The organism is Bacillus sp. S14(2024) (genome assembly GCF_050473785.1).
GTDB classification, from domain to species: Bacteria; Bacillota; Bacilli; order Bacillales; family Bacillaceae_G; genus Bacillus_A; species Bacillus_A yunxiaonensis.
The window spans coordinates 1,354,086-1,377,992 of sequence record NZ_JBFLUP010000006.1; the positions used below are offsets into that span (position 1 = coordinate 1,354,086).

Consider the following 23,907-nt stretch of genomic DNA (forward strand, 5'->3'; position numbering starts at 1 on the left):
AAGATGAGAAGACGGGTTATTTTGGTGACAGACGGAGATGAATATGCACAGCGAACAATCGAGTTACTATCAAAGGAGTTTGGGGGACGATGTATTTCGGCATCGCAAAGTAATCCAACGAAATTAACAGGGAGAAAGATCGTTGAGCTTATCATGCAAACACCACATGACCCAGTTTTTGTTATGTTTGATGATAGTGGATATATTGGAGAAGGTTCAGGAGAAAAAGCACTAAAATATGTAGCAACAAATAAACAAATTGATGTGCTTGGCGTATTAGCTGTCGCCTCTAATACACATCATTGGGAATGGGCCCGCGTTGATGTAAGCATCGATCGGGAAGGACGGTTAACCGAATATGGTGTTGATAAGTTTGGGTTAGCGGATGTTGAAATAGGAAGGATTAATGGTGATACCGTTTACTGTTTAGATGAACTACATGTTCCCATTATTGTTGGAATTGGGGATATTGGAAAAATGCGCGGAAATGATGACTGCAAGCGTGGATCACCGATTACAAAAAAAGCAATTCAAGTAATTTTAGAAAGGAGTGGGTTTTATGACTAATCAAAAAAAGACTAGTATACCAATTTCTTCATTTTTAAGCGATAATGAAAATTATTTAAAACAAACGGTTGGACTTGGGGTTACGTTTGATGTGGGAATTCGTAAATTTCAAATTTTAGATAAAGAAATTGGTGTTTTCTATGTGAACGGTTTATGTGATTCAAACTTCATTATACACATTTTGGATGAGGTTGTTGATACGAATGAAATACAAAGGTATGAAGACAATACTGTAAAGCTGTTAGAAAATCGTCTTATTCATCAGCAAGTAAGTAAAATAAAGACGATGGAAGATGTTATATTTCAGGTTTTGTCAGGTTTAATCGTTATTTTTGTTGAGGGAGAAACAGAAGCATTTGTAATAGATGTTCGTAGTTATCCGGGACGAACTCCGACAGAGCCGGATACAGAGAAAGTTGTTAGAGGGGCCCGCGATGGATTTGTTGAAAATATTATTGTGAATACGGGTCTTATTCGGCGGCGTATTCGTGATCCTCGCTTGCGGTATGAGATGATGCGGGTAGGTGACCGATCAAAAACTGATACTTGTATCGCATATATACAAGATATTGCGAATCCAGACTTAGTGAAAATAATAAAGCAAGAGTTAGAAAGTATTCAAATCGATGGTGTGACGATGGCTGATAAAACCATTGAAGAGTTCCTTGTTAAACAAGGATATAATCCTTTTCCACTTATTCGATATACAGAAAGACCAGACGTTGCTGCGAATCATTTGCTAGAAGGACATGTTTTGCTATTGACAGATACTTCTCCTAGCGTAATTATTACACCAACAACATACTTTCATCATGTACAGCATGCTGAGGAGTTTCGGCAAAATCCAGCTGTCGGAACGTTTTTACGTTGGACTCGATTTATTGGACTATTGTTTTCACTGTTTTTATTACCACTTTGGCTTGCGTTTGTACTTGATCCTACTTTATTGCCAGAAAAACTTGCGTTTATTGGACCGAATAAAACGACAAATTTACCAATTTTCTTGCAAATTATTTTAGCAGAAGTAGGATTGGAATTTTTGCGACTGGCATCTATTCATACACCAACACCATTGTCATCAGCAGCCGGGTTAATTTCAGCTATATTAATTGGTCAAATAGCAATTGATGTCGGTCTATTTGTACCAGAAGTTATTCTATATACTGCCATTTCTATGATTGGATTATTTGCAACGCCAAGTTATGAATTAGGATTAGGGAATAAAATTGCTAAATTATTCCTCATCGTATGTATAGCTATATTTGGAGATACAGGATTTGTTATTGGAATGACATTGTTAATTTTATTTTTAGCATCGACTAAAAGTTTGCAAACACCATATCTTTGGCCGTTTCTTCCATTTGATTGGGGAGCATTCGTGAAAATTTTGATTCGACCGTCTATTCCTAATTTGAAAGTGCGTCCAAGTATAGTTCATCCACAAGATAAAAGACGACAAAAATGAGTAGAAGGAAACTTCTGCTCATTTTTATTATAAATTTATATGTTTTTAACAAAAACATAACATTTCTTTTGTACACTAGAAGTACATATGTTGTATGGAAGGGGAGATTACATGATTAAGTTATTTGTGAGTGATTTAGATGATACACTCGTTTATAATGTGAACCGGATTCATCGAGAGGATGAAAAAGCATTATGCTGGCTGGCAGAGAAGGGAACGGATATTTGTTTTGCTTCTGGCCGTTTTACTCATCGTATTCATGATGCTGTGAAGCAATTCGCTTTCCCTTATTATACAACAGGGTTAAATGGTGCGGTCTTATTAACGAAAGAAGGGGAAAAGCTCCACGAATCGACTTTTAATGGTGAAATTGCCCGGGAAATATATAAATATATACATGAAAAAGAGATGGCGGATATTGTATGTGCGAAGGAGCACCGATATACGAAAAAGAAAAATGAGCATCATCGTATGTTTGAAGAATCTATTCAAGTGAAAATCGCAGAAGTGGAGACATTAGAGGAAGAGTTTGGACAAACTATTCATCCCTCAAAATTATTTGTATATGGAGAAGAAGCAAAAGTTACAATGTTAGATGAAGAGCTGCGAAACAAGTTTCGAGGCAAAGCAGAAGTAGTGATTTCAGGAAAGAGATATGTGGATATTATGCCAGTTGGAATTAGTAAAGGAAGTGCGCTGCAAATTTTAATGGAACACTTACAAGTAGAGGCACATGAAGTAGCGTGCATTGGGGATTCTTTTAATGATGTTTCAATGTTTTCTGTGACGCCGCATTCTTTTACGTTGCATCATGCTCATCCATATGTAAAAGAAAAAGCGAATCATGTTGTTCGTTCTGTAGAAGAAGCAATTATGAAACTTCCATTGTTAGCATAAAAAAGCTCGTCAATGACGAGCTTTTTTTAGTTAAATAGTGATTTAATAAAGTCAATAAAGCTAGAGAATACACCTTTTAGCTTTTCTAAAAAGCCTTGACCTTGTTCAGAACCTAGAAACGCGGAAACATGGTCTTTTGCTTTATTTAATTGGTTACTAACTTGATTCCAATCAATATTTAAATTTTTCATTTTTTCAAAGAGTGCTACTAAGTTATTGAGTTGTTCATCAGTTAATGTAATTCCAAGTTGATCTGCAACCTTTTTAATGAGTGAACGTAAATCTTCTGTTGTTTTTGGCTGTTCTTTTGCTATTTCTTGTTTAACGTTCGCAACAAGTTGTACAGCTTTATCATTCCCGATTTGGTCACCAAGTTTTGCAGTTTGAACCATTTCTTCGTTTGCCACTTTTTTTACTTCGTCTGGAATTTCTTTTTTCGATGTTGTTTCGTAAGCTTTCATTAAACCTGTTAAAGCTGCAGTTCCGGATACTTTAAATGGTGCTGTAATGTGTATATTCGCATCTTTTACACCTGCTGTAATTAATGCGTTAGTATACATTGCATCCGTTACCCAATTAATATTATGTGCTTGTACAACAAGACCAGATCCTTTTTTTGTATACGTAATCATAGAAGAAGAAATTGCTTTTGTGCCGATTTGTGCGTTTGGTACAATTCCATCTAAATATTTATGTTCTTCCGCATTTGATACCGTAATAATTTGTGCATCTTTTGGCGCTTTCATTTCTTCAAGAAGCTGTTGTTTTTGCTGCTCTGTTAAATTTTCTCCTAATGTAACAATAGACTCTCCCTCAATCACGTCTGCATATGAAGCTGTTGGAATTAAAAAGACCATCATAGCTAATAGCAGCGCTAATAGTTTCGTTTTCACGAAAAATCGCTCCCTTTCTCTTTCTAAAATTTTCGGGCAACAAAGTAATTATAGTATATTTTCTGTATTTGTCATCCGTCTTCAGATTGATTTGTTAAAGAAACAGCAGGATTGTCGGATTTTATAAAGGTTTTTGCAATAATATTTTTGTTTATTACAGTGATTGTGGTAATATAAGGCTGAGATTGTTGAAAGGAGCTTATTATACATGAAAACTTTAGGATACATATTAATGGAAAACGGTGAAAAAATCGAACTAGAATTTTTCCCAGAAGAAGCACCAAAAACAGTAGATAACTTTAAAAAACTAGCAAACGAAGGCTTTTATAATGGCGTTACGTTCCACAGAGTAATTCCTGGCTTTGTAAGCCAAGGTGGCGATCCAACAGGAACAGGAGCAGGTGGTCCTGGCTACTCCATTCCTTGCGAAACAGATGGCAACCCTCATAAACACGGTGTAGGCGCACTTTCTATGGCACATGCAGGAAGAAATACTGGAGGAAGCCAGTTCTTTATTGTACATGAACCACAACCGCATTTAGATGGTGTTCATACTGTATTTGGAAAGGTAACAAGTGGTATTGAGCCAGTATTAAATATGCGTCAAGGCGATGTTATGAAAGAAGTTAAAGTTTGGGAAGAGTAAAATGTGAGGAGGGAGCAAAATGCTCTCTCTTTTTTTGTAAAAAAGGAATGTGTAAGTTAAGAGCGGTAAAAGATACGTATGGGAGAATTTATGTTTTTATGTACCATTTAAGCTAAATGCGGACAATATTATTATAAACAGAATATCTATATTTGACTTCCTCTTTCCCTCTTTGTATGATTATAAAGTTGTTTTTGGGCAACCCTTCTCAGCTAATTAGAAATATTGTAAAATAGACATGATGTAAGATTTAAATTGCTGGTTTAGGGGATATATGATTTGTAACTTTTGTAAGAAGGGATAAATTTCATGTTAATTCGTTTTAAAAAAAGTTATGAAAAAATTGCAATGGGACTTCTTTCTTTTATGCCAATGGAAAAAGATATAAAACGTTTACAAGCAACGATGAAGGATTATGAAAAAAATGATAATTGGCAGCTCTATTTATGGAAAGAGGACGATGCTATTGTTGGGATTATTGGTACGGTAAAACAAGATGAAGGTGTATTAGAAATTCAGCATATTAGTGTGAACCCTTCGCATCGTCACGTGGGAATTGGAACAAAAATGGTACAAGAATTACAAACAATGCTGCCGAATGTTACGATATGCGGCAATGAACAAACTTCTGGCTTTTGTGAGAAATGCAAAGAAGTCGAACATAATGTGCATTAATAAAGTGAAACTTTCTTCGGTGGGGATTATTTTCATCCATCACTGAGGGAAAGCTCTCACCAATTGGCGTATGCCAGTAGTTATCTCCACCCTATCTTCTTTCTTTTTTCTGAATTTTGAGGTTGAGATTTTACTGTTCAAAAGTAGCAGGATAAAAGCAGAGATAATGTTATCTCTGCTTTCTTTTTTGTAATTGCACATTTCGTTCAGCAATCACATCTTCACGATTGCGGCGAGAATGTTTATGAATAATATCGTCATTTGGAGTAGAAGAAGTATCTTTCCAAGAAAGTCCTTTGTTTTTACATAATTGTATGCATATGTTTTCTAGATTCGGATTAGAAAAAGGAAGAAATAGTGCTGTATAAGGTTTATGATTTTGAATGATGTGCAGTCGTTCCTCAAGGAGCAATAATAGGTTGGGATAGTCTAAATCTAAAGCTTCTATGTGTTGTTTTTCATTTTGTAAAATGAAGAGCGCGCTCTTCATCATTCGCTGAGCGCCATTCCAATTACAACGTCTATGATGATATAAAGCAACAGCAATTTGAATGAGACCTACCCAATGTTGCTCACGTTCTCCGCGAGGTTTTGTTTTCCAATGTTCTTCTAAAATTTCGTGACATTCAAAGTAGTCGTAATCACTATGAAAATGAATTAAAAACTGTATGTATGCTTCATGATACATGCTTTTCACTCCTATTCTAAGCAGCGTACATATATAGTGTATCATAAAGTGAAACTTTCAACAGTGGGGATAAATATAAAGCGACTAGAGATTGTTCTAGTCGCTTTATGTCAGTTAACAGAAGCAAGCTGCACCGACAATAATTAATAAAATAAACAAGACAACGAGTAGAGCGAATCCGCCGTGGAAACCTCCAATATGTCCTCCCATAGTTTGTAACCTCCTACAATGTACTCATTACACTGTTATCATATGAACACGATGGGCATTGTGGCATAGGTATACGTCTATTTTTGATTAAATTTCTGAAAAAGGTTGGATAGTGTATGAGTATGCTCTATACTTATGGAGTGACAGAAAAAATGTGGTGGGATGATTTGTGCAATATAATTTTAAAGTTGAGGCATTTGAGGGCCCTTTAGATTTGTTATTACATTTAATTAATCGTTATGAAATTGATATATATAACATTCCTGTAGCGGAAATTACAGAACAATATTTATCATATATCCATGCGATGAAAGAATTGCAGCTTGATGTTGCAAGTGAATATTTAGTTATGGCCGCGACGCTATTACAAATTAAAAGTAAAATGTTACTTCCAAAGCATGAAGAAGATGAACAGGATAGCAGTGAAGAATTTATAGAAGATCCTCGGCAAGAGTTAATGGAACGCCTGATTGAGTATAAGAAATATAAGCAAGCCGCTACCCAATTAAAAGAAAAAGAACAAGAACGAGCACAGCTATATACACGCCCGCCTCTTGATTTTATGATGTTTCAAAAAGAGGATGATGAAAAGCTGCCGATTGATGTTACGCTATATGATATGCTAGCAGCATTTCAAAAGCTAATGCGTCGAAAGAAAATACAACGTCCGGTAACAGCTACAGTTGCTCGGCAAGAGATCCCGATTGAACAACGAATGGGTGATGTTTTAAAACAATTAGAAATGGCAGGAGGTCGTCAAAGTTTTTATGATTTATTTGCAGATGACGACCGGGAAATGGTTGTTGTTACATTTTTAGCAATTTTAGAGCTTATGAAACATCAGCAAATTGTCATTGAGCAAGAGCATAATTTTGATGAGATTTTCTTATTGAAATCATAGTTGTACAGTTTGGCCGAACGCAATATATTGTTGTTCGGTCTTTATGATGTATATGGATACAAGGAATGTGAGAAAGGAGCTTTTATCGTTGGATAGACAAGAACAAAAGGCAGTTATAGAAGGACTGCTGTTTGTAGCAGGTGATGAAGGGATTTATCCGGAACAAATCGCAAAAGTGTTAGAAATAGAAGTGAAAGCTGTAATAGAGCTTGTAGAGGAATTACAGACGGAATATGAGCAGTTGCAACGAGGTTTGCAAATTGTTCAATTTGCAAAGGTGTATCGTTTTACAACGAAGAAAGAACACGCCTCGTATTATCAAAAATTGATGGATGCACCAACAGCTGCATCTTTATCGCAAGCGGCATTAGAAACATTAGCAATTGTTGCTTATCGTCAGCCAATTACGAGAACAGAAATCGAAGAGATTCGCGGTGTAAAAACAGATCGCGCTTTGCAAACACTTGTGTCTCATTTGTTAATTAAAGAAGTAGGGCGTGCAGAAGGACCAGGACGTCCCATTTTGTACGGCACAACAAAAGAGTTTTTAGATACATTTGCATTACAAACATTAGATGAATTACCTGCTTTATCAGAAGAGGGCGAAGGAATGAATGAAGCGGATTTATTCTTTGGTTCTTTACAAGAAATTTCGAAGTGAAAGCTTGGCATTTTGCCAAGCTTTTTGTATATGAAATGAAAGCTGCGTCATACTAAATAGAAAAAGGAGAAGGTGTATGAAAGATGTGCGTATCGCTCTTTTTCTATTTTCAATTGTATTATGTATAACTTTAAATAGTGCATCCCCTATACGTCAGCATAATTCTATACATACGGCTTCTTCCTTTTCAAGTCAGCGTACGCATTTAGGTAAGATGACTGTAAACTTTTTAAAAGTTGGGCAAGGGGATGCAACAATTATTTCTTTACCGAATGGGAAAACAATTTTAATTGATGGTGGACCGTATGAAGCAGGAGAGCCTATTATTGATACATTAATTAAAAAAGGGATTAAGCGTTTAGATGTTGTTATTGGTACGCATCCTGACATGGATCATATCGGGGGATTAATTCCAATTATTGAACAAATGCCAGTTTCACTTGTGTTAGATAGTGGAAAACTATATAGTTCATTTACATATCATACGTACATAAGAAGTATTAAAAAAAGAGGTGTACCATTTTTACGAGTAAAAGAAAAGCAATATATCCCTCTAGATCCTCATATTTCTATTCAAGTGTTAAATGATGGGAAAGCGAAGCGAGAAAATAATGAATCCTCTATTGTATTGAAAATTCGTTATGGTAAGGCTGATTTTTTATTTATGGGAGATGCAGATACAAATACAGAGGAAGAAATGATAAAACGATATGATGTACATGCAGATGTATTGAAAGTTGGTCATCACGGCTCGTATACATCAACGAGTGAAAAATTTATAACGGCTGTTGCACCGCAGTTTGCTGTTATTTCATATGATAAAAAGAATCCGTATGGTCATCCACATCGAAGTGTGATGAAACGACTATATCGGCATGGCATTACTGTATATACTACAGTAAAACATGATGTTGAAATTGAGACAGATGGAGAGCGTATTGTTATTCAGCATCAGTTACCTTTACCGTTGTTAAAATAGTGTATGTATCAGCTAACTTCAGCAGCGGGTATATAAGTTGCTGAAGTTACAAATATAGTTAATTACGTTTATATACAGTAACGTTCCAAAGCTTTTCTTGATATCCGTTTAATAAAATGTCTAAGTCATGCATAACACGATGTATTTCTACAAGTGTAGTTGCTTTTTTCTCTTTACGGGCTTGTTTCGTGTAAGAAACAATATTTTGAAAGTCTTTTTGTAAATCGCCTTCAACTGACGGTGTGTATTGTAAGAATTGTTCTTCAATTTGTTTTAAGGTAGCATCATGCTCAGTCCATAAAGAAGAGGAAGGGGTCCAGTTTTTATATTGGTCATAACAGATCAATTTGTTTAGTAATTCATGCTTTTTATGAATTGATTTGTAAATAGTTGCAGTTTGAGCATCTTTTGGAGGTTCTGGAGGTGTTGAGACTTGTTTAGATATATTCATTTTCGTCATAATATAATACGTTCCACAGCCAATAAGAACTACTGTTATAAAGATAGTGAATGAAATAATTGCGGATTTCTTCATGAGATTGTTAATCTCTCCTTTTGAATAAAATGAATGTTATATATTATAATTAGAGAAGAAAAGTGAATTACCTGTTTCTTTTATCAAAAATTCATCTATATTGTATAGACAACTACTCGTGTATATATTATGATGAAAATAGGCAAATAGGTAATAATACAAGTAGTATTATATGGGAAAGGATCGATGGAAATGAAAACGCAAGTTGTCATCAATGCCAAAATTTATACAGGTCATGAAGTGCTAGAAAACGGTTTTATTCGTTATACAGATCAAATTCAAGAACTGGGATTGATGGCTCAGTATGTACCACAAGAAAATGAAGAGATTCATGATATAAAAGGGAATATTGTAATTCCAGGAATGATTGATGTTCATATTCACGGTGGATACGATATTGATGCAATGGATGCAAATAGCGATGGATTAGTAACTCTCGGTAAACAGATGTTACAAGAAGGAGTTACAACTTTCTTTCCAACAACAATGACGCAGTCTCCTGAAGCAATTGAAGCAGCTCTAAGTGCTGCAAAAGAAGCAAAGGGAAAAGGTGCACATATTGAATATATTCATTTAGAAGGCCCGTACGTTTCAAAAAAACGTGCAGGTGCACAGCCGCTTGAATACATTGTTCCTGCAAATATTAAACAATTTAAACAATGGCAAGAAACAAGCGGAAATTTAATTAAACTGGTAACATATGCTCCTGAAGAAGAAGGGGCGCGTGAGTTTGAACAATACCTCGCAGAAACTGGTGTTATCGGTACAATCGGACATACAGATGCAACTGATAAGCAATTAACAGGTAGAAATATTACACATGCAACACACCTTTATAATCAAATGCGTGGTTTGCATCATCGGGAGCCGGGTGTAGTTGGTCATGTGTTATTAAACCCAGACGTAATGGTTGAAGTGATTACAGATGGTATTCATATTCATCCGGACATGGTGAAATTGGCATATAAATTAAAAGGTCCTAAAAAAGTAAGTGTTATTACTGACGCAATGCGTGCAAAGGGTTTAGAAGATGGATTATATGAACTTGGCGGACAGCCTGTACATGTAAAAGATGGTAGTGCTCGATTAGAAGATGGAACATTAGCTGGTAGTATTTTGAAAATGGACCAAGCGTTCCGAAATGTAATTGAATTTACAGGATGTTCAATTGAGGATGCTGTACTTATGACATCGGTTAACCAAGCGGAAGAATTTGGATTAAATAACAAAGGTGCATTAGCGGTAGGTAAAGATGCAGATTTTGTTGTTATGACAGAAGATTTACATGTATATGATACCGTTCGATTAGGAATCCATATGAAAGAAGGGAAGTAAATAGATGAATATCCTTGTTGTAAAAACTCCAGAAGAATTAGCAGAAGCAGGCTATAAAATAATTGAAGAAATTGTAAAATCAAAAGAAAATCCAGTGCTAGGAATGGCTACAGGAAGCTCTCCATTAGGGATTTATGCATTAATGAGAAAAAATAAACTTGATACAAGCCGTGTAACCACTGTAAACTTAGATGAGTACGTACATTTACCACACGAAGACAAAAACAGCTATCATTATTTTATGCAAGAACAGTTGTTTGATCATCTTCCATTTAAAAAAACTTATGTACCAAATGGAATGGCAGGCGATTTACAACAGGAATGTAAACGTTATGAAAACATTATTGATGCCAATCCAGTTGATTTGCAAATTCTTGGAATCGGTGAAAACGGTCACATCGGATTTAATGAGCCGGGAACACCACTTGATTCTGCAACTCACATTGTTGAGTTAACAGAATCTACTCGTCAAGCAAACCGTCGTTTCTTCGAAAAAGAAGAAGATGTGCCAACTCATGCCATTACAATGGGAATTGGTAGCATTATGAAAGCGAAGCAAATTTTACTTATTGTTTCTGGCTTGAAAAAAGCAGAAGCGATTAAGGAAATGCTACAAGGGAACGTAAACGAAGGTTGTCCGGCTACAGTTTTACAACGTCATCCAAATGTAACCGTAATCGCAGATCAAGAAGCTCTATCTTTATGCAGTGAGGCGATTGCTGATGAACATCGACAAGTATTCACCATTTCCGATCTATTATCAGATTCAAGAGTGGGTGAAACAACTAATTGAAGACGGTGAATGGAAGCCGGGAGATAAAATTCCATCTGAAAATGAATTATGTGATAAGTTTGAAGTAAGTCGAATGACAATCAGACAGGCAATTAATAACTTAGTTGAACAAGGATATTTATACCGAAAGCGTGGAATTGGAACTTTTGTACAACTTCCGAAAGTTGAACAAAAGCTGCAAGGCATGACTGGATTTACAGAGGATATGCTCTCTCGTGGAATGGAACCTAGTAGTGAGTTATTAAGCTTTCGCCTTGTTCCGGCTACTGCTAAAGTAGCAGACAGACTTAGAATTCAAGAGGGAGAATCAGTTTATGAAGTGAGACGTATTCGCTTAGCTGATGAAGAACCAATTGCGTTTGAGACAACGTATTTGTCACCATCTCTTGTAAAAGATATTAACGAAGAAATTTTGCAGCAATCATTGTATGAGCATTTAGAAAAAAAACTAGGTTTTAAGCTAGTTCGTGCTACGCAATCTATTGAAGCATCTATCGCAACGGATGAAGAGGCTGAGCATCTTCATATTCCAAAGAAAGCACCTGTGCTTGTAATGAGACAATGGTCGTATGCAGAAGGTGAGTTACCGCTGGAATACGTAAAATGTATTTACAGAGGAGATCGCTATAAGTTTATTACAAATATTTCACGCAATAAATAGGAAAATAATGTTTTATGGAGTGAAATTAAGTGAAACTTCCATCAGTGGAGATGAAGAAAACCCCACTGATGGAAAGCTCTCACCAATCGGCTTTTTACTCCTCGCGAATAGAGGGATAAAAATACGACTCATCCTTATAGGGAGTGAGTCGTATTTTTATGTTCTTCATTATAATGAAGAACATATTCAATCGCATCTTTAACAGAAGAAACTGTATGAGTTGCGTGTTGTCTGACTTCATCATCTGCGCCCGCCATCGCAAAGCTATGAGGTGTTAAAGCAAACATTGGGATATCATTGTAAGAATCACCAATACAAGCTATTTCATTAGGCTGAATGTTAAATTCCTCTAATAAGACAGAAATAGCAGAACCTTTACTAATGTTAGGTGGCATCACATCTAAACACTGCTCGGCAGAAATAAAGGTGCTTATTTTTCCTTTAAAAGTTTCATCAATTTGTTTTTGAAGAGTAACTAAATCTTCTTTTGTACCCCCAATTGAAATTTTATTCGGGAAAATTGTCTTATCGATTTTTTCGAGCAAATTTGGTTCTGCAACGGAAGTCATTTTTATTTGCTTCTCGAGCTCATGAATAAACGGTGTTTTTTCCTCAATATAATAATTATATTCATCACTTACATAGCGAAAGAATGGTTCTTTATTTGTTATAGACAATAGCTCTGGTAAAATAGTAGAATCAAATGTTGCTGATAGCAATTGTTTATTTTCGTGTGTATATACAAATACACCATTTACACTAATACGATGAAAGTTCATATCAACTTTGTTCATTAACTCGGCAATTTCATTATCAAGTCTTCCAGAAGCGAAACAAAGGATTATATTTTGGTCAGCAAGGCTACGCAGTGCCTCTATATCTTGTTCATTGATTACACCTCCGTGTTGCATCATTGTGCCATCAATATCGCTTATGAACATTTTAATCATGGTGTTGCTCCTTTCTACTAGGCGTATATCATTACATTATACGCATCTCATACAATCATGTCTAAAAAACGACATTTTCAAAATGGTAGATGTTTTACATTGACGAAAAATAAGATTGTTCTGTAACATGAAAGAAGACCTTTTTACGTGCAAGGGTGGTGTTGAATGAATAATTGTCTCGAAATTAAAAAAGTTTTAAATAATAACGTTATTATTGCTGCCCATCCAGAACATGAAGAAGTAGTTGTTATTGGAAAAGGAATTGGGTTTGGCAAAAAAGCAAAAGAAATGTTAGAAGTAGAACAGATTGAAAAAATGTTTGTGTTAACAAATGAACGTGAGCGTGAACAATATAAACTTCTTGTTCCGCATGTGAGTGAGAAGTTAATTGAATTAATGAATGATCTTATGTTTTATATTCAAGATCGAGTAGCTACACCGTTAAATGAGCATATTCATATTGCTTTAACGGATCATATTGCTTTTGCTATTAAGCGATTAAAGCAAGGATTTACAGTAGATAATCCATTTTTAGTAGAAACAAAAGTACTGTATCCAAACGAATATAAAATTGCAGAGGAAGTTGTAGGATTAATTAACTCTCGTTTAAATATTCATCTTCCAGAAGGGGAGATTGGATTTATCGCATTGCATATCTATAGCTCTATTACAAACTCTGAAGTGTCTTCTATTAGTCAAAATTCTAAATTGATTGCTCATCTCGTCTCTTTAATTGAAGCAAATTTACAGATCGTGTTAGATAAAGAGAGCATTCATTATTTACGTCTTGTTCGGCATTTGCAATACGCAATTGAACGTGTGAAAAATGGTGAACAAGTGGAAGAATCACAACATTTTGCAGCTCTATTAAAAGCTGAATTTCCAGAGTGCTATAATTTGGCATGGAAGCTTGTTAAAGTAATGCAAAAACAATTGCAATTGCCTGTGTATGAAGCGGAAACAATTTATTTAACGATGCATTTACAGCGCCTTGTGAAGGTAGAACAAGTATAGGAATTGTTTGATTTTGTCGAAAATGTAAACGTTAAAAAAAGTTGTTGAATCGCTTACATGACTTATGTATAATAAACTTACAGAAAGTTATTACTTTCGACAAATTTTGCGTATCGATAAACGGAAACGTTTGCGTGAACTGAATATCGCACTTATTTCATTACGATTCGACACGTGTTACTGATTCGATCAGGCATGAGTGAAGAAGAGGTTGGAATGGTAGCTATTGAAAGGGACATACTACTCCTTGATAGCTATTTTCTACCTTTTTTTAACTCATGCCTTTTTGCATTTGCCGAAAGTAAAAATAAAAAAGAAAGGGAGGAAGAATCCAAATGTTTAAAAAGATTTTTGGTGTTCTTCAAAAAGTCGGAAAAGCATTAATGCTTCCAGTTGCTATCCTTCCGGCGGCAGGTATTTTACTTGGATTTGGTAATGCATTTCAAAATCCACAGTTAACAAATATAATCCCTGCTTTAAAAGCAGACTGGTTTGTTCAAGTAGCAAAAATTATGGAACAATCTGGGGATATTATTTTCGCAAACCTTGCATTATTATTCGCAGTAGGGGTTGCTATCGGGTTAGCAAACGGAGACGGAGTAGCTGGATTAGCAGCCTTCGTTGGATATTTAATTATGAACAAAACGATGAGCGTCTTCTTAGGAGTAGACAAATTCGTTACAATTGTAAGTGATAAAGTTCCAGTTAAAACTGGTTTTACAGATCCCTCTTATGCAAATGTATTAGGTATTCCAACACTTCAAACCGGAGTGTTTGGTGGTATTATTGTAGGGATATTAGCAGCATATTGCTATAACAAATACTACAACATCGAATTGCCACCATATTTAGGATTCTTTGCTGGTAAACGTTTCGTGCCAATTGCAACAGCAACATTCTCTTTACTTTTAGGGATTCTAATGTGCTTTGTTTGGCCACCAATTCAAGGCGGCTTGAATGCATTTTCGCATCAAATGATTGATACAAATAAAACATTAGCGGCATTTATATTTGGTTTAATTGAGCGTTCTTTAATTCCGTTTGGACTACATCATATTTTCTATGCACCATTCTGGTTTGAGTTTGGTCAATATACAAACTCGGCGGGTGAAATTATTCACGGTGACCAAAAGATTTTCATGGCACAATTAAAAGACGGTGTCGCATTAACAGCTGGTACATTTACAACAGGTAAATATCCGTTCATGATGTTCGGTCTTCCAGCAGCAGCATTAGCAATGTATCATGAAGCACGTCCGGAAAACAAAAAAATGGCAGCTGGTATTTTAGGGTCTGCTGCGTTAACATCTTTCTTAACAGGTATTACAGAACCGATTGAGTTCTCATTCTTATTCGTAGCACCTGTATTGTTTGGAATACATGCTGTGTTTGCTGGTTTGTCGTTTATGACTATGCAAATTTTAGGTGTTAAAATCGGGATGACATTCTCAGGTGGTTTTATTGACTTTATGCTATTTGGTGTCTTACCAGGCCGTACCGCTTGGTGGTGGGTAATTATTGTTGGTCTTGTATTAGCAGTAATTTACTACTTCGGTTTCCGTTTTGCGATTCGCAAATGGGATTTAAAAACACCAGGTCGTGAGGTAGTAGAAGACACTGATGGGGCCGAAAAAGTAGAAGCAGGCGAGCTTCCAGGTGAAATTTTAGTAGCGCTTGGCGGAAAAGAAAACATTGGTTCTTTAGATGCTTGTATTACACGTTTACGTGTTCAAGTAAAGGATCAAAAGGATGTAAATAAAGATCGTTTAAAAGAGCTTGGAGCAGCAGGTGTTCTTGAGGTTGGTAACAATATTCAAGCGATTTTCGGTCCAAAATCTGATACGTTAAAATCACAAATTCAAGATATTATGGCAGGTCGTGCAGTGCATGTTCCAAAAGAAGCGCCTGCAAAAGTAGAAGCGCCTGTACAAAAAGCAGATGTAAATGAAGTAATTGCGATTCCGATTGAAGGTAAAATTTTACCGATTACAGAAGTGCCGGACCAAGTGTTTTCCGGAAAAATGATGGGTGATGGATTTGCGATTGAACCAGCGGAAGGAACTGTAGTTTCTCCGGTAAATGGTGAAATTGTGAACGTATTCCCAACGAAACATGCGATCGGTATTCAATCTGAAGGCGGAAAAGAAATTCTAATTCACTTTGGTATTGATACGGTGAAATTGAATGGAGAAGGCTTTGAAGCGCTAGTTTCTCAAGGAGATAAAGTAACGCAAGGCCAACCTTTATTAAAAGTAGATATAGCGTTTGTAAAAGAAAATGCGCCTTCTATTATTACGCCAATTGTTTTCACAAACTTACAAGAAGGACAGAAAGTTGAAATCAAAAAGCAAGGTAATGTCAAGAAAGGTGAAACAAGCGTTATTGACATTCAGTAAAATTTAGACGCAAAATGTTTATAATTATAATAGGCGATGTAGTTGACCGAACATCGCCTATTATATACAATAGAGTGTGTAGTACTAACGTCTATACAACCTAAAATATACTGTAGTTTAAAGGAGATAGATTATTATGGAAAAAATCTTTAAAGTAACTAGCGACTCAGGAATTCATGCTCGTCCAGCAACTTTACTTGTAAATACTGCAAGCAAATTTGGTGCTGATATTAACTTAGAGTATAATGGCAAAACTGTAAACTTAAAATCAATCATGGGTGTTATGTCTTTAGGTATTCAACAAGGCGCAGAAATCAAAATCACTGCAAACGGTGATGATGCAGCTCAAGCAGTAGCAGCTATCGAAGAAACTATGAAAAACGAAGGATTAGGAGAATAATGACTCTTAACATTAAAGGAATCGCCGCGTCAAGTGGTATTGCAATTGCAAAGGCGTTCCGTCTAGAAAATCCTGAATTTAACATTGAAAAGAAAACGATTACGGATGAAGCTGCGGAAATCGCACGCTTAGAAGCTGCGCTTGAGAAATCAAAATCTGAATTAGAAGCAATTAAAAATCACGCTTTTGCTGAGCTTGGTGCTGATAAAGCAGCTATCTTTGAAGCACATTTACTAGTATTAAATGATCCAGAACTAGTAAATCCAGTAAAAGATAAAGTAAAAAACGAAAAAGTAAACGCTGAATTTGCGATGGATGAAGTTGCATCAATGTTCATTACTATGTTTGAGAGCATGGATAATGAGTATATGAAAGAACGTGCAGCGGATATTCGTGACGTGACAAAGCGTGTTATTGCACACTTACTTGGAATTAACTTCTCAAATCCTAGTACAATTTCTGAAGAAGTAATCATCATTGCAGAAGATTTAACACCGTCTGATACAGCACAGTTAAATCGTAAATATGCAAAAGGTTTCACAACTGATATTGGCGGACGTACATCTCACTCTGCAATTATGGCTCGTTCAATGGAAATCCCAGCTGTTGTTGGTACAAAAGTTGTTATGGAGCAAATCCAAAACGGCGATATCGTAATCATCGACGGTTTAGATGGAGAAGTAATTGTAAATCCATCTGAAGAAACTCTTCGTGTTTATGAAGAAAAGAAAGCACAATTTGAAGAGCAAAAAGCAGAATGGGCAAAATTAAAGAATGAAGCGACAGTTACAGCGGATGGCCACCATGTTGAACTTGTAGCAAACATCGGTACACCAAAAGATGTAAAAGGTATTATTGACAATGGTGGTGAAGGTGTTGGTCTATATCGTACAGAATTCTTGTACATGGGCCGTGACAACCTTCCAACAGAAGAAGAGCAATTTGAAGCATACAAAGCTGTTCTGGAAGGTGTAGGAGAAGGTCAGCCAGTTGTTGTTCGTACACTTGACATTGGCGGCGATAAAGAACTTCCATACTTACATTTACCAAAAGAAATGAACCCGTTCTTAGGCTACCGTGCGATTCGCTTATGCTTAGAAGAACAAGATATGTTCCGTACACAACTTCGTGCATTACTTCGTGCGAGTGTATACGGTAATTTAAAAATTATGTTCCCGATGATTGCAACTCTTGATGAATTCCGTCAAGCGAAAGCAATTTTATTAGAAGAAAAAGAAAAACTTGTGCAGGCTGGTACAGTTGTGTCTGATAGCATTGAAGTTGGTATGATGGTAGAAATCCCAGCTTCTGCCGTGTTAGCTGATCAGTTTGCAAAAGAAGTAGATTTCTTCTCTATCGGAACAAATGATTTAATTCAATACACAATGGCAGCGGATCGTATGAATGAACGCGTATCTTACCTATACCAACCATATAACCCAGCAATTTTACGTCTTGTAAAAATGGTTATTGATGCAGCTCATAAAGAAGGAAGATGGGCTGGTATGTGCGGTGAAATGGCAGGAGATGCTCTAGCAATTCCGCTATTAGTTGGATTAGGATTAGATGAATTTAGTATGAGTGCAACATCTATTCTTCCAGCGAGAACGCAAATTCGCAAGCTTTCAAAGGCACAAATGGAAGAGTTAGCACAAAAAGCTGTAAACATGTCAACTGCTGAAGAAGTAGTAGAACTTGTAAAAAGCATTTAATGAAAAAACCCTGAGCTGATTGAAATCGGTCTCAGGGTTTTTTATAACGTAAAAAATTTTCTAGGTAGATATTTTTTCTCGCAAGTAACAAAATAAATAAAACCAGGAAAGCGATAGCTTTCCTGGAAGGTAATGACTTCTATTAGATAACGATAGCTACAACATCTTCTGGGCAAACACGTAATAAACCACCTGTTGTTCCTACACCTGTAGTAGCTCCTGAGAAAAGTGCTACGCCATTTGAGAAGCCTTCAAATACAACGTTAGTGAAAGTACCATTATTTCTTACTACTAATTGAGCGATTCGAGTACCGATTGAAACATTTCTAAGAACGTTGCAAAAACGATTTCTATGACCAGTACGGCAGTCGTTGCGTTTAAAGCTACGGCGGTCGCTGCGTACACAGCGGTTGCTGCGTACACCGCTGCGGCGATCGCAGCCATCAAATCCGAAACATCCGAACATAATTCTCACCCCCTTCACATTAATAAGATATGCTCTAGGTACATGCTTTGTTTGGACACATTGCAGATTTTTTTAAAAGATTTTTCCTATTTTGTAGGAAAAGAATAAATGTTTTAGGTAGACTGTTGCGATTCTTTTTATAACATATGAGAAGAGGGAAATGAGAGTTTGGACAAAAAGCTGATATGGAAATAAAAAAGACTGCCTCTTTTTTAAAGGCAGTCTTTATATTTTTTTGCTTTTATATAAAACAATGATATACACAGGAAGTGCTAATAGTAGTGGTGCAATAGATCGAGAAGCATGCTGACCAATTTCGGACTGAAGCGCTGTTTCTTTTGAAAACTGTAGCATCGCAATATTTGTCATATCTCCAACGAAGTACAGAAGCAGTACTGTGACTAGGTAGCACAATATCGCGATAAAGCTTCCATATAAATTCAACGAAAATCCCTCACTTGTTATCAATTTGTTACTATTGTATCATAATTGTAACAAAAAAGCATCTTTAGATTCTATCCTTTGAGTAGCTGGATAAAGTAGTGATAATTACTGGCTTGCTATAGATGTGGATTAAAAAAGACGAAGGAAAATCCCTTCGTCTCTTATCCTGCTATTCGCGGGCAGTAATCTCTCCACCTCAAGATTTAGAGTGAAACAAAGGAGATAGGTGGAAGATACCTGCTGGAAGTTTCACTTTATTTTGCCCATTCTGTTACTTGTTCTACGCTCATGCGTGGTGCTGGGTGCCCCGCTAATGTAGATTCGCCAATTGTAATTAGCATAATTGGAAGGTAACGAGAAGACACATTAAACTCTTCCATTAAGGCTTGCGGGTTAAAACCGCCAATTGCACATGTGTCCCAACCAGTTGCTTTTGCTGCAAGCATAAGTTGCATTGCTGCTAAAGATGCATTAGAGAATGCAGCATCACGTGGGTATTGTTCACGTTGATATGCACCTTCAATGTTTTGTGCCAAACGATTTTTTGCTTCTTCTTGCATAAGTCCTTGTTCTACAAGTGGACCGTATACAGCATCAACATTTTTATTTGCTTCTAAGTCACCTAATATAGCGACAACTGCAGATGCATCAAGAATTTGTTGCTGGTTATATGCAATTGGATGTAAGCGGCGTTGTACTTCTTCACCTTGGAATACAAGAAATTTCCAGTGTTGTAAATTCCATGCTGATGGTGCTTGACCAGCAGCTTTTAAAATATTATATAGTTCCTCTTTTGAAATTTCTTTTTCAGGATTGAAAGCACGATTAGATGTACGTTCGTATAAAACAGTAAAGAAATCTTGCTGTGTCATTATAATTCCTCCAAGCTTTGTTTCTATTTATAAATGAGACGAATGTAAAAATGTTCTTAACTTACATTTTGTAAGTATGTACTGTAAAAGAATATAATATATGTAGTTATATTGTCAAGTGTTTAAAAAAAGATAGGAATAAAAGAAGATATTCGCACAAACGTCTCACTTATTGTTGTCATACAATAAAAAGATGATACAGGACTTCAAAAGGTTTATATAACGTGAAACTGCCATGTGATGGGTTGTTGAACAAATCAAGTTCTTATAAGTGACGAACTCTATTACTCTATCGTAAGGGGGTTCTTAAGCTTGTAAGAATGAGATAAATGAAGTGAGTGAAAGCCTAGTGGTGAACATTCTGCATTTTTTATTAGAACATACAGTTTTTCAAAATGTATTACAGGATCTCGATATGAATGTATTGTATATTGAAGAAGGTCATAATCAAGAACATACAGTAGCAGCGTTAAAGCCAAAGTGCTTGTTTTTAGCACATGATTTTAAGGAAGGGAAAATATTGTTTGAAAAAGTTCAACCACAAATCGTAATTATATATATTTCTCATTCTTCCCAAGTCGAATTTGTAAAAGAATTATTTACTTCAGATATTTCTTTTATCATTGTATGGAGTGAACAAGTTACATCTCAATTTGTTGACCTTATTAAACTTGGGGTGCGAAATATTGTATTGCCTCCAATTACGCCTCAATCTATACTTGCTGAAGTGCAAAAGAGTTTGTATGAGTTGTCACTATTAAAACAAGTTATATTACAACAAGAGCTACTTCAAATGATATTTGATTTTCAGAATGATTTGTTGTTTATTCTAGAAGATGATGAAATTATAGATTGCAATACAAATTTTTTGCGTTTCTTCGGATATGAAGATCTTATGTCATATCATGAGGATCACATGACATTTGCTGAACATTTTGCAAGGGAGAACGGGTATTATATTGCAGAAAATGATATGATGTGGATTGATGATTGCTTAACGCAATCAAGAAAAATCAAAATGTATAACGACGCTGAAGAAGCAACTGTGTTCTTGTTACGTATTGCTCCTTTGCCGGATGATGTATCGAGATTCATCGTTACATGTACAGATATTACAGAATTAGAAGAAGAATATAAAGAGCAAGAGCGTTTAGCGACCATTGATTCCTTAACAAATATTTATAATCAGTTGAAGTTTCAAAGACTATTTTCACAAGGTTGGGAAACTGCTATACGAATGAGTCAATCATTTGCTCTTATTCTATTTGATCTTGATGATTTCAAAAAGGTAAATGACACATATGGTCATGATTTTGGAGATTTAGCATTGTCACAACTAGCAGAACTTGTGACAGCAAAATTACAGCCGCATCATGTTTTTGCTCGGTGGGATGGAGAAGAATTTATTATTTTTTTGTCTCATACAACAGAAAAAGAAGCATTTCAAATTGCAGAATCACTTCGTTTTTTTATCGAAACAAAAAAATTTTCTGGAATTTCAAAGATCACAGCAAGCTTTGGTGTTGCTGCATACGAAAATGGAATTACGAAAGAAATATTGATGCATCGAGCACGTATTGCATTATATGAAGCGAAAAACAAGGGGAAAAATCAAGTGTGTTTATATAGAAAAGAAAAAATGTAACACTTTTTCGCAACAAATTGTTGCGATTTTTTTTTATTGTCGGATAATGGTGAAGAGGGGAATAATTATTTAAGATGCGACGGAGGATTTTTAGTAATGAAGACGTTATGGAGTACCATTATTTTTTTGCTTTCTATTTTATTAGTTGGGAGCTATTTCTTTTTTAAAGTACCTGCTAAAAAAGAAGCAAAGTCAACAAAAACAATACCCTCTACTGAAACAATAAAAGAAAGAGAAAAGGAAATTGATTATACGGCTGTTACGCAAAAACTAGAACAATATTTAAAAGATAAACAATTTAACGGCTCGGTTCTCGTTTCATATCAAGGTCGTACAATATTAAATAAAGGGTATGGCTTCGCGGATGTACAAAAACAAATTGAAAATACGCCGCAAACAAAATATCGAATTGGTTCTATTACAAAAACGACAATTGCGGTATCAATTCTACAGTTGCAAGAACAAGGGAAGGTAAACATACAGGATAATGTGAATAAATATATTCCTTCTTTTCCTGCTAGTAAAAATATTACGTTGTATCATTTATTAACGCATACATCGGGACTCCCTGAACATGGAAAAGGGAAAGTAAATGCGTCATCGCGCCTTCATTTAGTGACATGGCTGGGACAACAACCAACTGCCTTTCAACCTGGAAATGGCTGGTTATATTCGGATTATAATTATATGGTGCTAGCTTATATTGTAGAAAAAATCTCGGGTCAATCTGTAGCACAATATGTTACAAATCATATCTTTATTCCCGCAGGAATGACGGAGTCGGGGATGGGAGAGACACCAGCAGGAGATGTGAATTTTTCAAAAGGATATAAAAGGAAAGAGCAAGAGCTTGTGTTAGCACCTAAATTAGCAATGAATTGGTTGTATGGATGCGGAGAGATGTATACAACGGTGCAGGATATGAAAAAGCTAGATGAAGCAATTATGACAAATAAGCTTATTTCTGCTGAAAGTTTAAAGTTAATGTTAACACCATCCTCAGAAAAAAAATATGCATTTAGCTTATATATATATCCTGATTATTATCATAATCATGGTGTACTTTCGGGATGGAATACATTTAACAATTTTAATTGGGATAAACAATTATTTGTGATTGCATTTTCAAATGTGCAAAATGGAATTGATGATGGATTTAATAATGAGTTTCGTAAACTTGTGAGTGATTTATTAGAGAAAAGGGGATAAGAAGATGAATCAGATATTGCCACCGGCTTCTATTGGTTTTGTTGGTACAGGTGTTATGGGAAAAAGTATGGTGCGTCATTTAATAAAAGCTGGTTATATTGTTTATGTATATAATCGTACAAAAGAAAAAACAGCAGCACTGATTGAAGAAGGTGCACACTGGTGTGATTCTCCTAAAGAAATTGCAAAAAAAGTAGATGTTGTAATGACTATGGTTGGTTATCCGCATGACGTGGAAGAAGTATATTTCGGTGCAGAGGGGATTCTTACTCATGCCAAGCAAGGGACGATTACGATTGACTTTACAACATCAACACCAACTCTTGCGAAGCGTATTTATGAAGAAGGGAAGAGCAAAGGAATTCATGTATTAGATGCCCCGGTATCGGGCGGCGATATTGGAGCAAAAGAAGGGCGTCTTGCGATTATGATCGGTGGGGATGAAGAAGTATATGAAGCATGCTTACCTTTATTTGAATTGTTAGGTAAAAACATTATGTTGCAAGGAAATGCAGGTAGTGGACAACATACAAAAATGTGCAACCAAATTGCAATTGCATCTAATATGCTTGGTGTATGTGAAGCACTTGCTTATGCAAAAAAGGCAGGTTTAGATCCAGAAAAAGTGTTACAAAGTATTTCTACTGGTGCAGCAGGTAGCTGGTCATTAAGTAATTTAGCACCGCGTATGTTACAAGGTGACTTTGAACCAGGATTTTATGTGAAACATTTTATAAAGGATATGAAAATTGCGTTAGCAGAAGCAGAACAGCTTGGATTATCTGCACCTGGCTTAGCTCTTGCGCGAGAATTATATGAACAATTGATGCAAGACGGTGAAGAAAATAGCGGCACACAGGCATTGTATAAACGATACATAAAGGAGTGAGTGT

At 35.8% G+C, this 23,907-nt stretch carries 26 protein-coding genes; 18 read left to right on the top strand and 8 right to left on the bottom strand.

Going from position 1 to position 23,907, the window contains the following annotated elements; all coding sequences use genetic code 11:
* Positions 1-3 precede the first annotated feature (3 nt).
* From AB1279_RS07310 to AB1279_RS07320, 3 genes are all read left to right on the top strand, one after another.
* Positions 4-567, top strand: coding sequence for a stage V sporulation protein AE (locus AB1279_RS07310; protein ID WP_429758297.1), 564 nt, complete (start codon positions 4-6; stop codon positions 565-567).
* Positions 560-2,032 (top strand): spore germination protein, encoded by a 1,473-nt coding sequence (locus tag AB1279_RS07315; protein ID WP_429754018.1) that lies wholly within the window; start codon positions 560-562, stop codon positions 2,030-2,032. The genes AB1279_RS07310 and AB1279_RS07315 overlap by 8 nt, the downstream gene beginning before the upstream one ends.
* 90 nt (positions 2,033-2,122) lie before the next feature.
* Complete coding sequence (locus AB1279_RS07320; protein WP_429761320.1) at positions 2,123-2,929, top strand: HAD family hydrolase; 807 nt, start codon at positions 2,123-2,125, stop codon at positions 2,927-2,929.
* 26 nt (positions 2,930-2,955) lie between these two features.
* Here the strand turns inward: AB1279_RS07320 and AB1279_RS07325 are convergent, their stop codons facing one another.
* A complete protein-coding gene (locus tag AB1279_RS07325) occupies positions 2,956-3,822 on the bottom strand; it encodes a DUF1002 domain-containing protein (RefSeq protein ID WP_429754019.1) in 867 nt (288 codons plus the stop codon).
* Positions 3,823-4,030: 208 nt separating this feature from the next.
* On the opposite strand from AB1279_RS07325, the gene AB1279_RS07330 reads away from it, so the two are divergent.
* A complete protein-coding gene (locus tag AB1279_RS07330) occupies positions 4,031-4,468 on the top strand; it encodes a peptidylprolyl isomerase (RefSeq protein ID WP_429754020.1) in 438 nt (145 codons plus the stop codon).
* A 309-nt stretch (positions 4,469-4,777) separates the two neighbouring features.
* Positions 4,778-5,143: a GNAT family N-acetyltransferase gene (locus AB1279_RS07335; protein ID WP_336481480.1), complete on the top strand. Its 366-nt coding sequence runs from the start codon at positions 4,778-4,780 to the stop codon at positions 5,141-5,143.
* Between the two features lie 169 nt (positions 5,144-5,312).
* Here the strand turns inward: AB1279_RS07335 and AB1279_RS07340 are convergent, their stop codons facing one another.
* Positions 5,313-5,831, bottom strand: a complete 519-nt coding sequence (locus AB1279_RS07340) for a DUF309 domain-containing protein (protein ID WP_429754022.1) — start codon at positions 5,829-5,831, stop codon at positions 5,313-5,315.
* A gap of 114 nt (positions 5,832-5,945) precedes the next feature.
* Positions 5,946-6,041 carry a YjcZ family sporulation protein gene (locus AB1279_RS07345; protein WP_336481478.1) on the bottom strand — a complete coding sequence of 32 codons (96 nt, stop codon included), beginning with the start codon at positions 6,039-6,041 and terminating at the stop codon, positions 5,946-5,948.
* Positions 6,042-6,210: 169 nt separating this feature from the next.
* Between AB1279_RS07345 and AB1279_RS07350 the strand changes: the two genes are divergently transcribed.
* The 3 genes from AB1279_RS07350 to AB1279_RS07360 all read left to right on the top strand — a co-directional run bounded on the left by AB1279_RS07350 (position 6,211) and on the right by AB1279_RS07360 (position 8,582).
* A complete protein-coding gene (locus tag AB1279_RS07350) occupies positions 6,211-6,942 on the top strand; it encodes a segregation/condensation protein A (RefSeq protein WP_429711647.1) in 732 nt (243 codons plus the stop codon).
* Positions 6,943-7,030: 88 nt separating this feature from the next.
* Positions 7,031-7,603 carry an SMC-Scp complex subunit ScpB gene (gene scpB / locus AB1279_RS07355; RefSeq protein WP_429754024.1) on the top strand — a complete coding sequence of 191 codons (573 nt, stop codon included), beginning with the start codon at positions 7,031-7,033 and terminating at the stop codon, positions 7,601-7,603.
* Positions 7,604-7,679: 76 nt separating this feature from the next.
* Positions 7,680-8,582: a ComEC/Rec2 family competence protein gene (locus AB1279_RS07360; protein ID WP_429754025.1), complete on the top strand. Its 903-nt coding sequence runs from the start codon at positions 7,680-7,682 to the stop codon at positions 8,580-8,582.
* 58 nt (positions 8,583-8,640) lie between these two features.
* On the opposite strand, the gene AB1279_RS07365 is transcribed toward AB1279_RS07360, so the two are convergent.
* Positions 8,641-9,117 carry a hypothetical protein gene (locus AB1279_RS07365; protein ID WP_429758298.1) on the bottom strand — a complete coding sequence of 159 codons (477 nt, stop codon included), beginning with the start codon at positions 9,115-9,117 and terminating at the stop codon, positions 8,641-8,643.
* A 192-nt stretch (positions 9,118-9,309) separates the two neighbouring features.
* On the opposite strand from AB1279_RS07365, the gene nagA reads away from it, so the two are divergent.
* From nagA to phnF, 3 genes are read left to right on the top strand one after another with little or no spacing between them, the layout of a single operon-like run.
* Positions 9,310-10,452 carry an N-acetylglucosamine-6-phosphate deacetylase gene (gene nagA / locus AB1279_RS07370; RefSeq protein WP_429761321.1) on the top strand — a complete coding sequence of 381 codons (1,143 nt, stop codon included), beginning with the start codon at positions 9,310-9,312 and terminating at the stop codon, positions 10,450-10,452.
* A 4-nt stretch (positions 10,453-10,456) separates the two neighbouring features.
* A complete protein-coding gene (locus tag AB1279_RS07375; protein ID WP_429758299.1) occupies positions 10,457-11,245 on the top strand; it encodes a glucosamine-6-phosphate deaminase in 789 nt (262 codons plus the stop codon).
* Positions 11,175-11,906 (top strand): phosphonate metabolism transcriptional regulator PhnF, encoded by a 732-nt coding sequence (gene phnF, locus AB1279_RS07380; protein WP_429758300.1) that lies wholly within the window; start codon positions 11,175-11,177, stop codon positions 11,904-11,906. Before AB1279_RS07375 ends, phnF begins: the two co-directional genes overlap by 71 nt.
* 134 nt (positions 11,907-12,040) lie before the next feature.
* Here the strand turns inward: phnF and AB1279_RS07385 are convergent, their stop codons facing one another.
* A complete protein-coding gene (locus AB1279_RS07385) occupies positions 12,041-12,856 on the bottom strand; it encodes an HAD family hydrolase (protein ID WP_429758301.1) in 816 nt (271 codons plus the stop codon).
* A 165-nt stretch (positions 12,857-13,021) separates the two neighbouring features.
* Here AB1279_RS07385 and glcT point away from each other — a divergent pair, with 165 nt between their 5' ends.
* The 4 genes from glcT (at position 13,022) to ptsP (ending at position 18,378) form a co-directional block, all read left to right on the top strand.
* Positions 13,022-13,870 (top strand): glucose PTS transporter transcription antiterminator GlcT, encoded by an 849-nt coding sequence (gene glcT, locus AB1279_RS07390; RefSeq protein WP_429758302.1) that lies wholly within the window; start codon positions 13,022-13,024, stop codon positions 13,868-13,870.
* A gap of 335 nt (positions 13,871-14,205) precedes the next feature.
* The gene (gene ptsG / locus AB1279_RS07395; RefSeq protein ID WP_429758303.1) at positions 14,206-16,266 is read left to right on the top strand and encodes a glucose-specific PTS transporter subunit IIBC; all 2,061 of its coding nucleotides are present in this window, start codon (positions 14,206-14,208) and stop codon (positions 16,264-16,266) included.
* Positions 16,267-16,402: 136 nt separating this feature from the next.
* Positions 16,403-16,666, top strand: coding sequence for a phosphocarrier protein HPr (ptsH, locus tag AB1279_RS07400; protein WP_020059386.1), 264 nt, complete (start codon positions 16,403-16,405; stop codon positions 16,664-16,666).
* Entirely contained in the window at positions 16,666-18,378 is a 1,713-nt protein-coding gene (ptsP, locus tag AB1279_RS07405; RefSeq protein ID WP_429758304.1) for a phosphoenolpyruvate--protein phosphotransferase, read from the top strand. Before ptsH ends, ptsP begins: the two co-directional genes overlap by 1 nt.
* A 142-nt stretch (positions 18,379-18,520) precedes the next feature.
* Here the strand turns inward: ptsP and AB1279_RS07410 are convergent, their stop codons facing one another.
* The 3 genes from AB1279_RS07410 to AB1279_RS07420 all read right to left on the bottom strand — a co-directional run bounded on the left by AB1279_RS07410 (position 18,521) and on the right by AB1279_RS07420 (position 20,160).
* Positions 18,521-18,844, bottom strand: coding sequence for a DUF3915 family protein (locus AB1279_RS07410; protein WP_429758305.1), 324 nt, complete (start codon positions 18,842-18,844; stop codon positions 18,521-18,523).
* A 225-nt stretch (positions 18,845-19,069) separates the two neighbouring features.
* Positions 19,070-19,288 carry a hypothetical protein gene (locus AB1279_RS07415; protein ID WP_429758306.1) on the bottom strand — a complete coding sequence of 73 codons (219 nt, stop codon included), beginning with the start codon at positions 19,286-19,288 and terminating at the stop codon, positions 19,070-19,072.
* 254 nt (positions 19,289-19,542) lie between these two features.
* Positions 19,543-20,160, bottom strand: a complete 618-nt coding sequence (locus AB1279_RS07420; protein WP_429754034.1) for a nitroreductase family protein — start codon at positions 20,158-20,160, stop codon at positions 19,543-19,545.
* 352 nt (positions 20,161-20,512) lie between these two features.
* Between AB1279_RS07420 and AB1279_RS07425 the strand changes: the two genes are divergently transcribed.
* The 3 genes from AB1279_RS07425 (at position 20,513) to AB1279_RS07435 (ending at position 23,903) form a co-directional block, all read left to right on the top strand.
* Positions 20,513-21,805 carry a GGDEF domain-containing protein gene (locus AB1279_RS07425; protein WP_429761322.1) on the top strand — a complete coding sequence of 431 codons (1,293 nt, stop codon included), beginning with the start codon at positions 20,513-20,515 and terminating at the stop codon, positions 21,803-21,805.
* Between the two features lie 96 nt (positions 21,806-21,901).
* The gene (locus AB1279_RS07430) at positions 21,902-23,014 is read left to right on the top strand and encodes a serine hydrolase domain-containing protein (protein ID WP_429758307.1); all 1,113 of its coding nucleotides are present in this window, start codon (positions 21,902-21,904) and stop codon (positions 23,012-23,014) included.
* Between the two features lie 4 nt (positions 23,015-23,018).
* The gene (locus tag AB1279_RS07435) at positions 23,019-23,903 is read left to right on the top strand and encodes an NAD(P)-dependent oxidoreductase (protein WP_429758308.1); all 885 of its coding nucleotides are present in this window, start codon (positions 23,019-23,021) and stop codon (positions 23,901-23,903) included.
* Positions 23,904-23,907 lie beyond the last annotated feature (4 nt).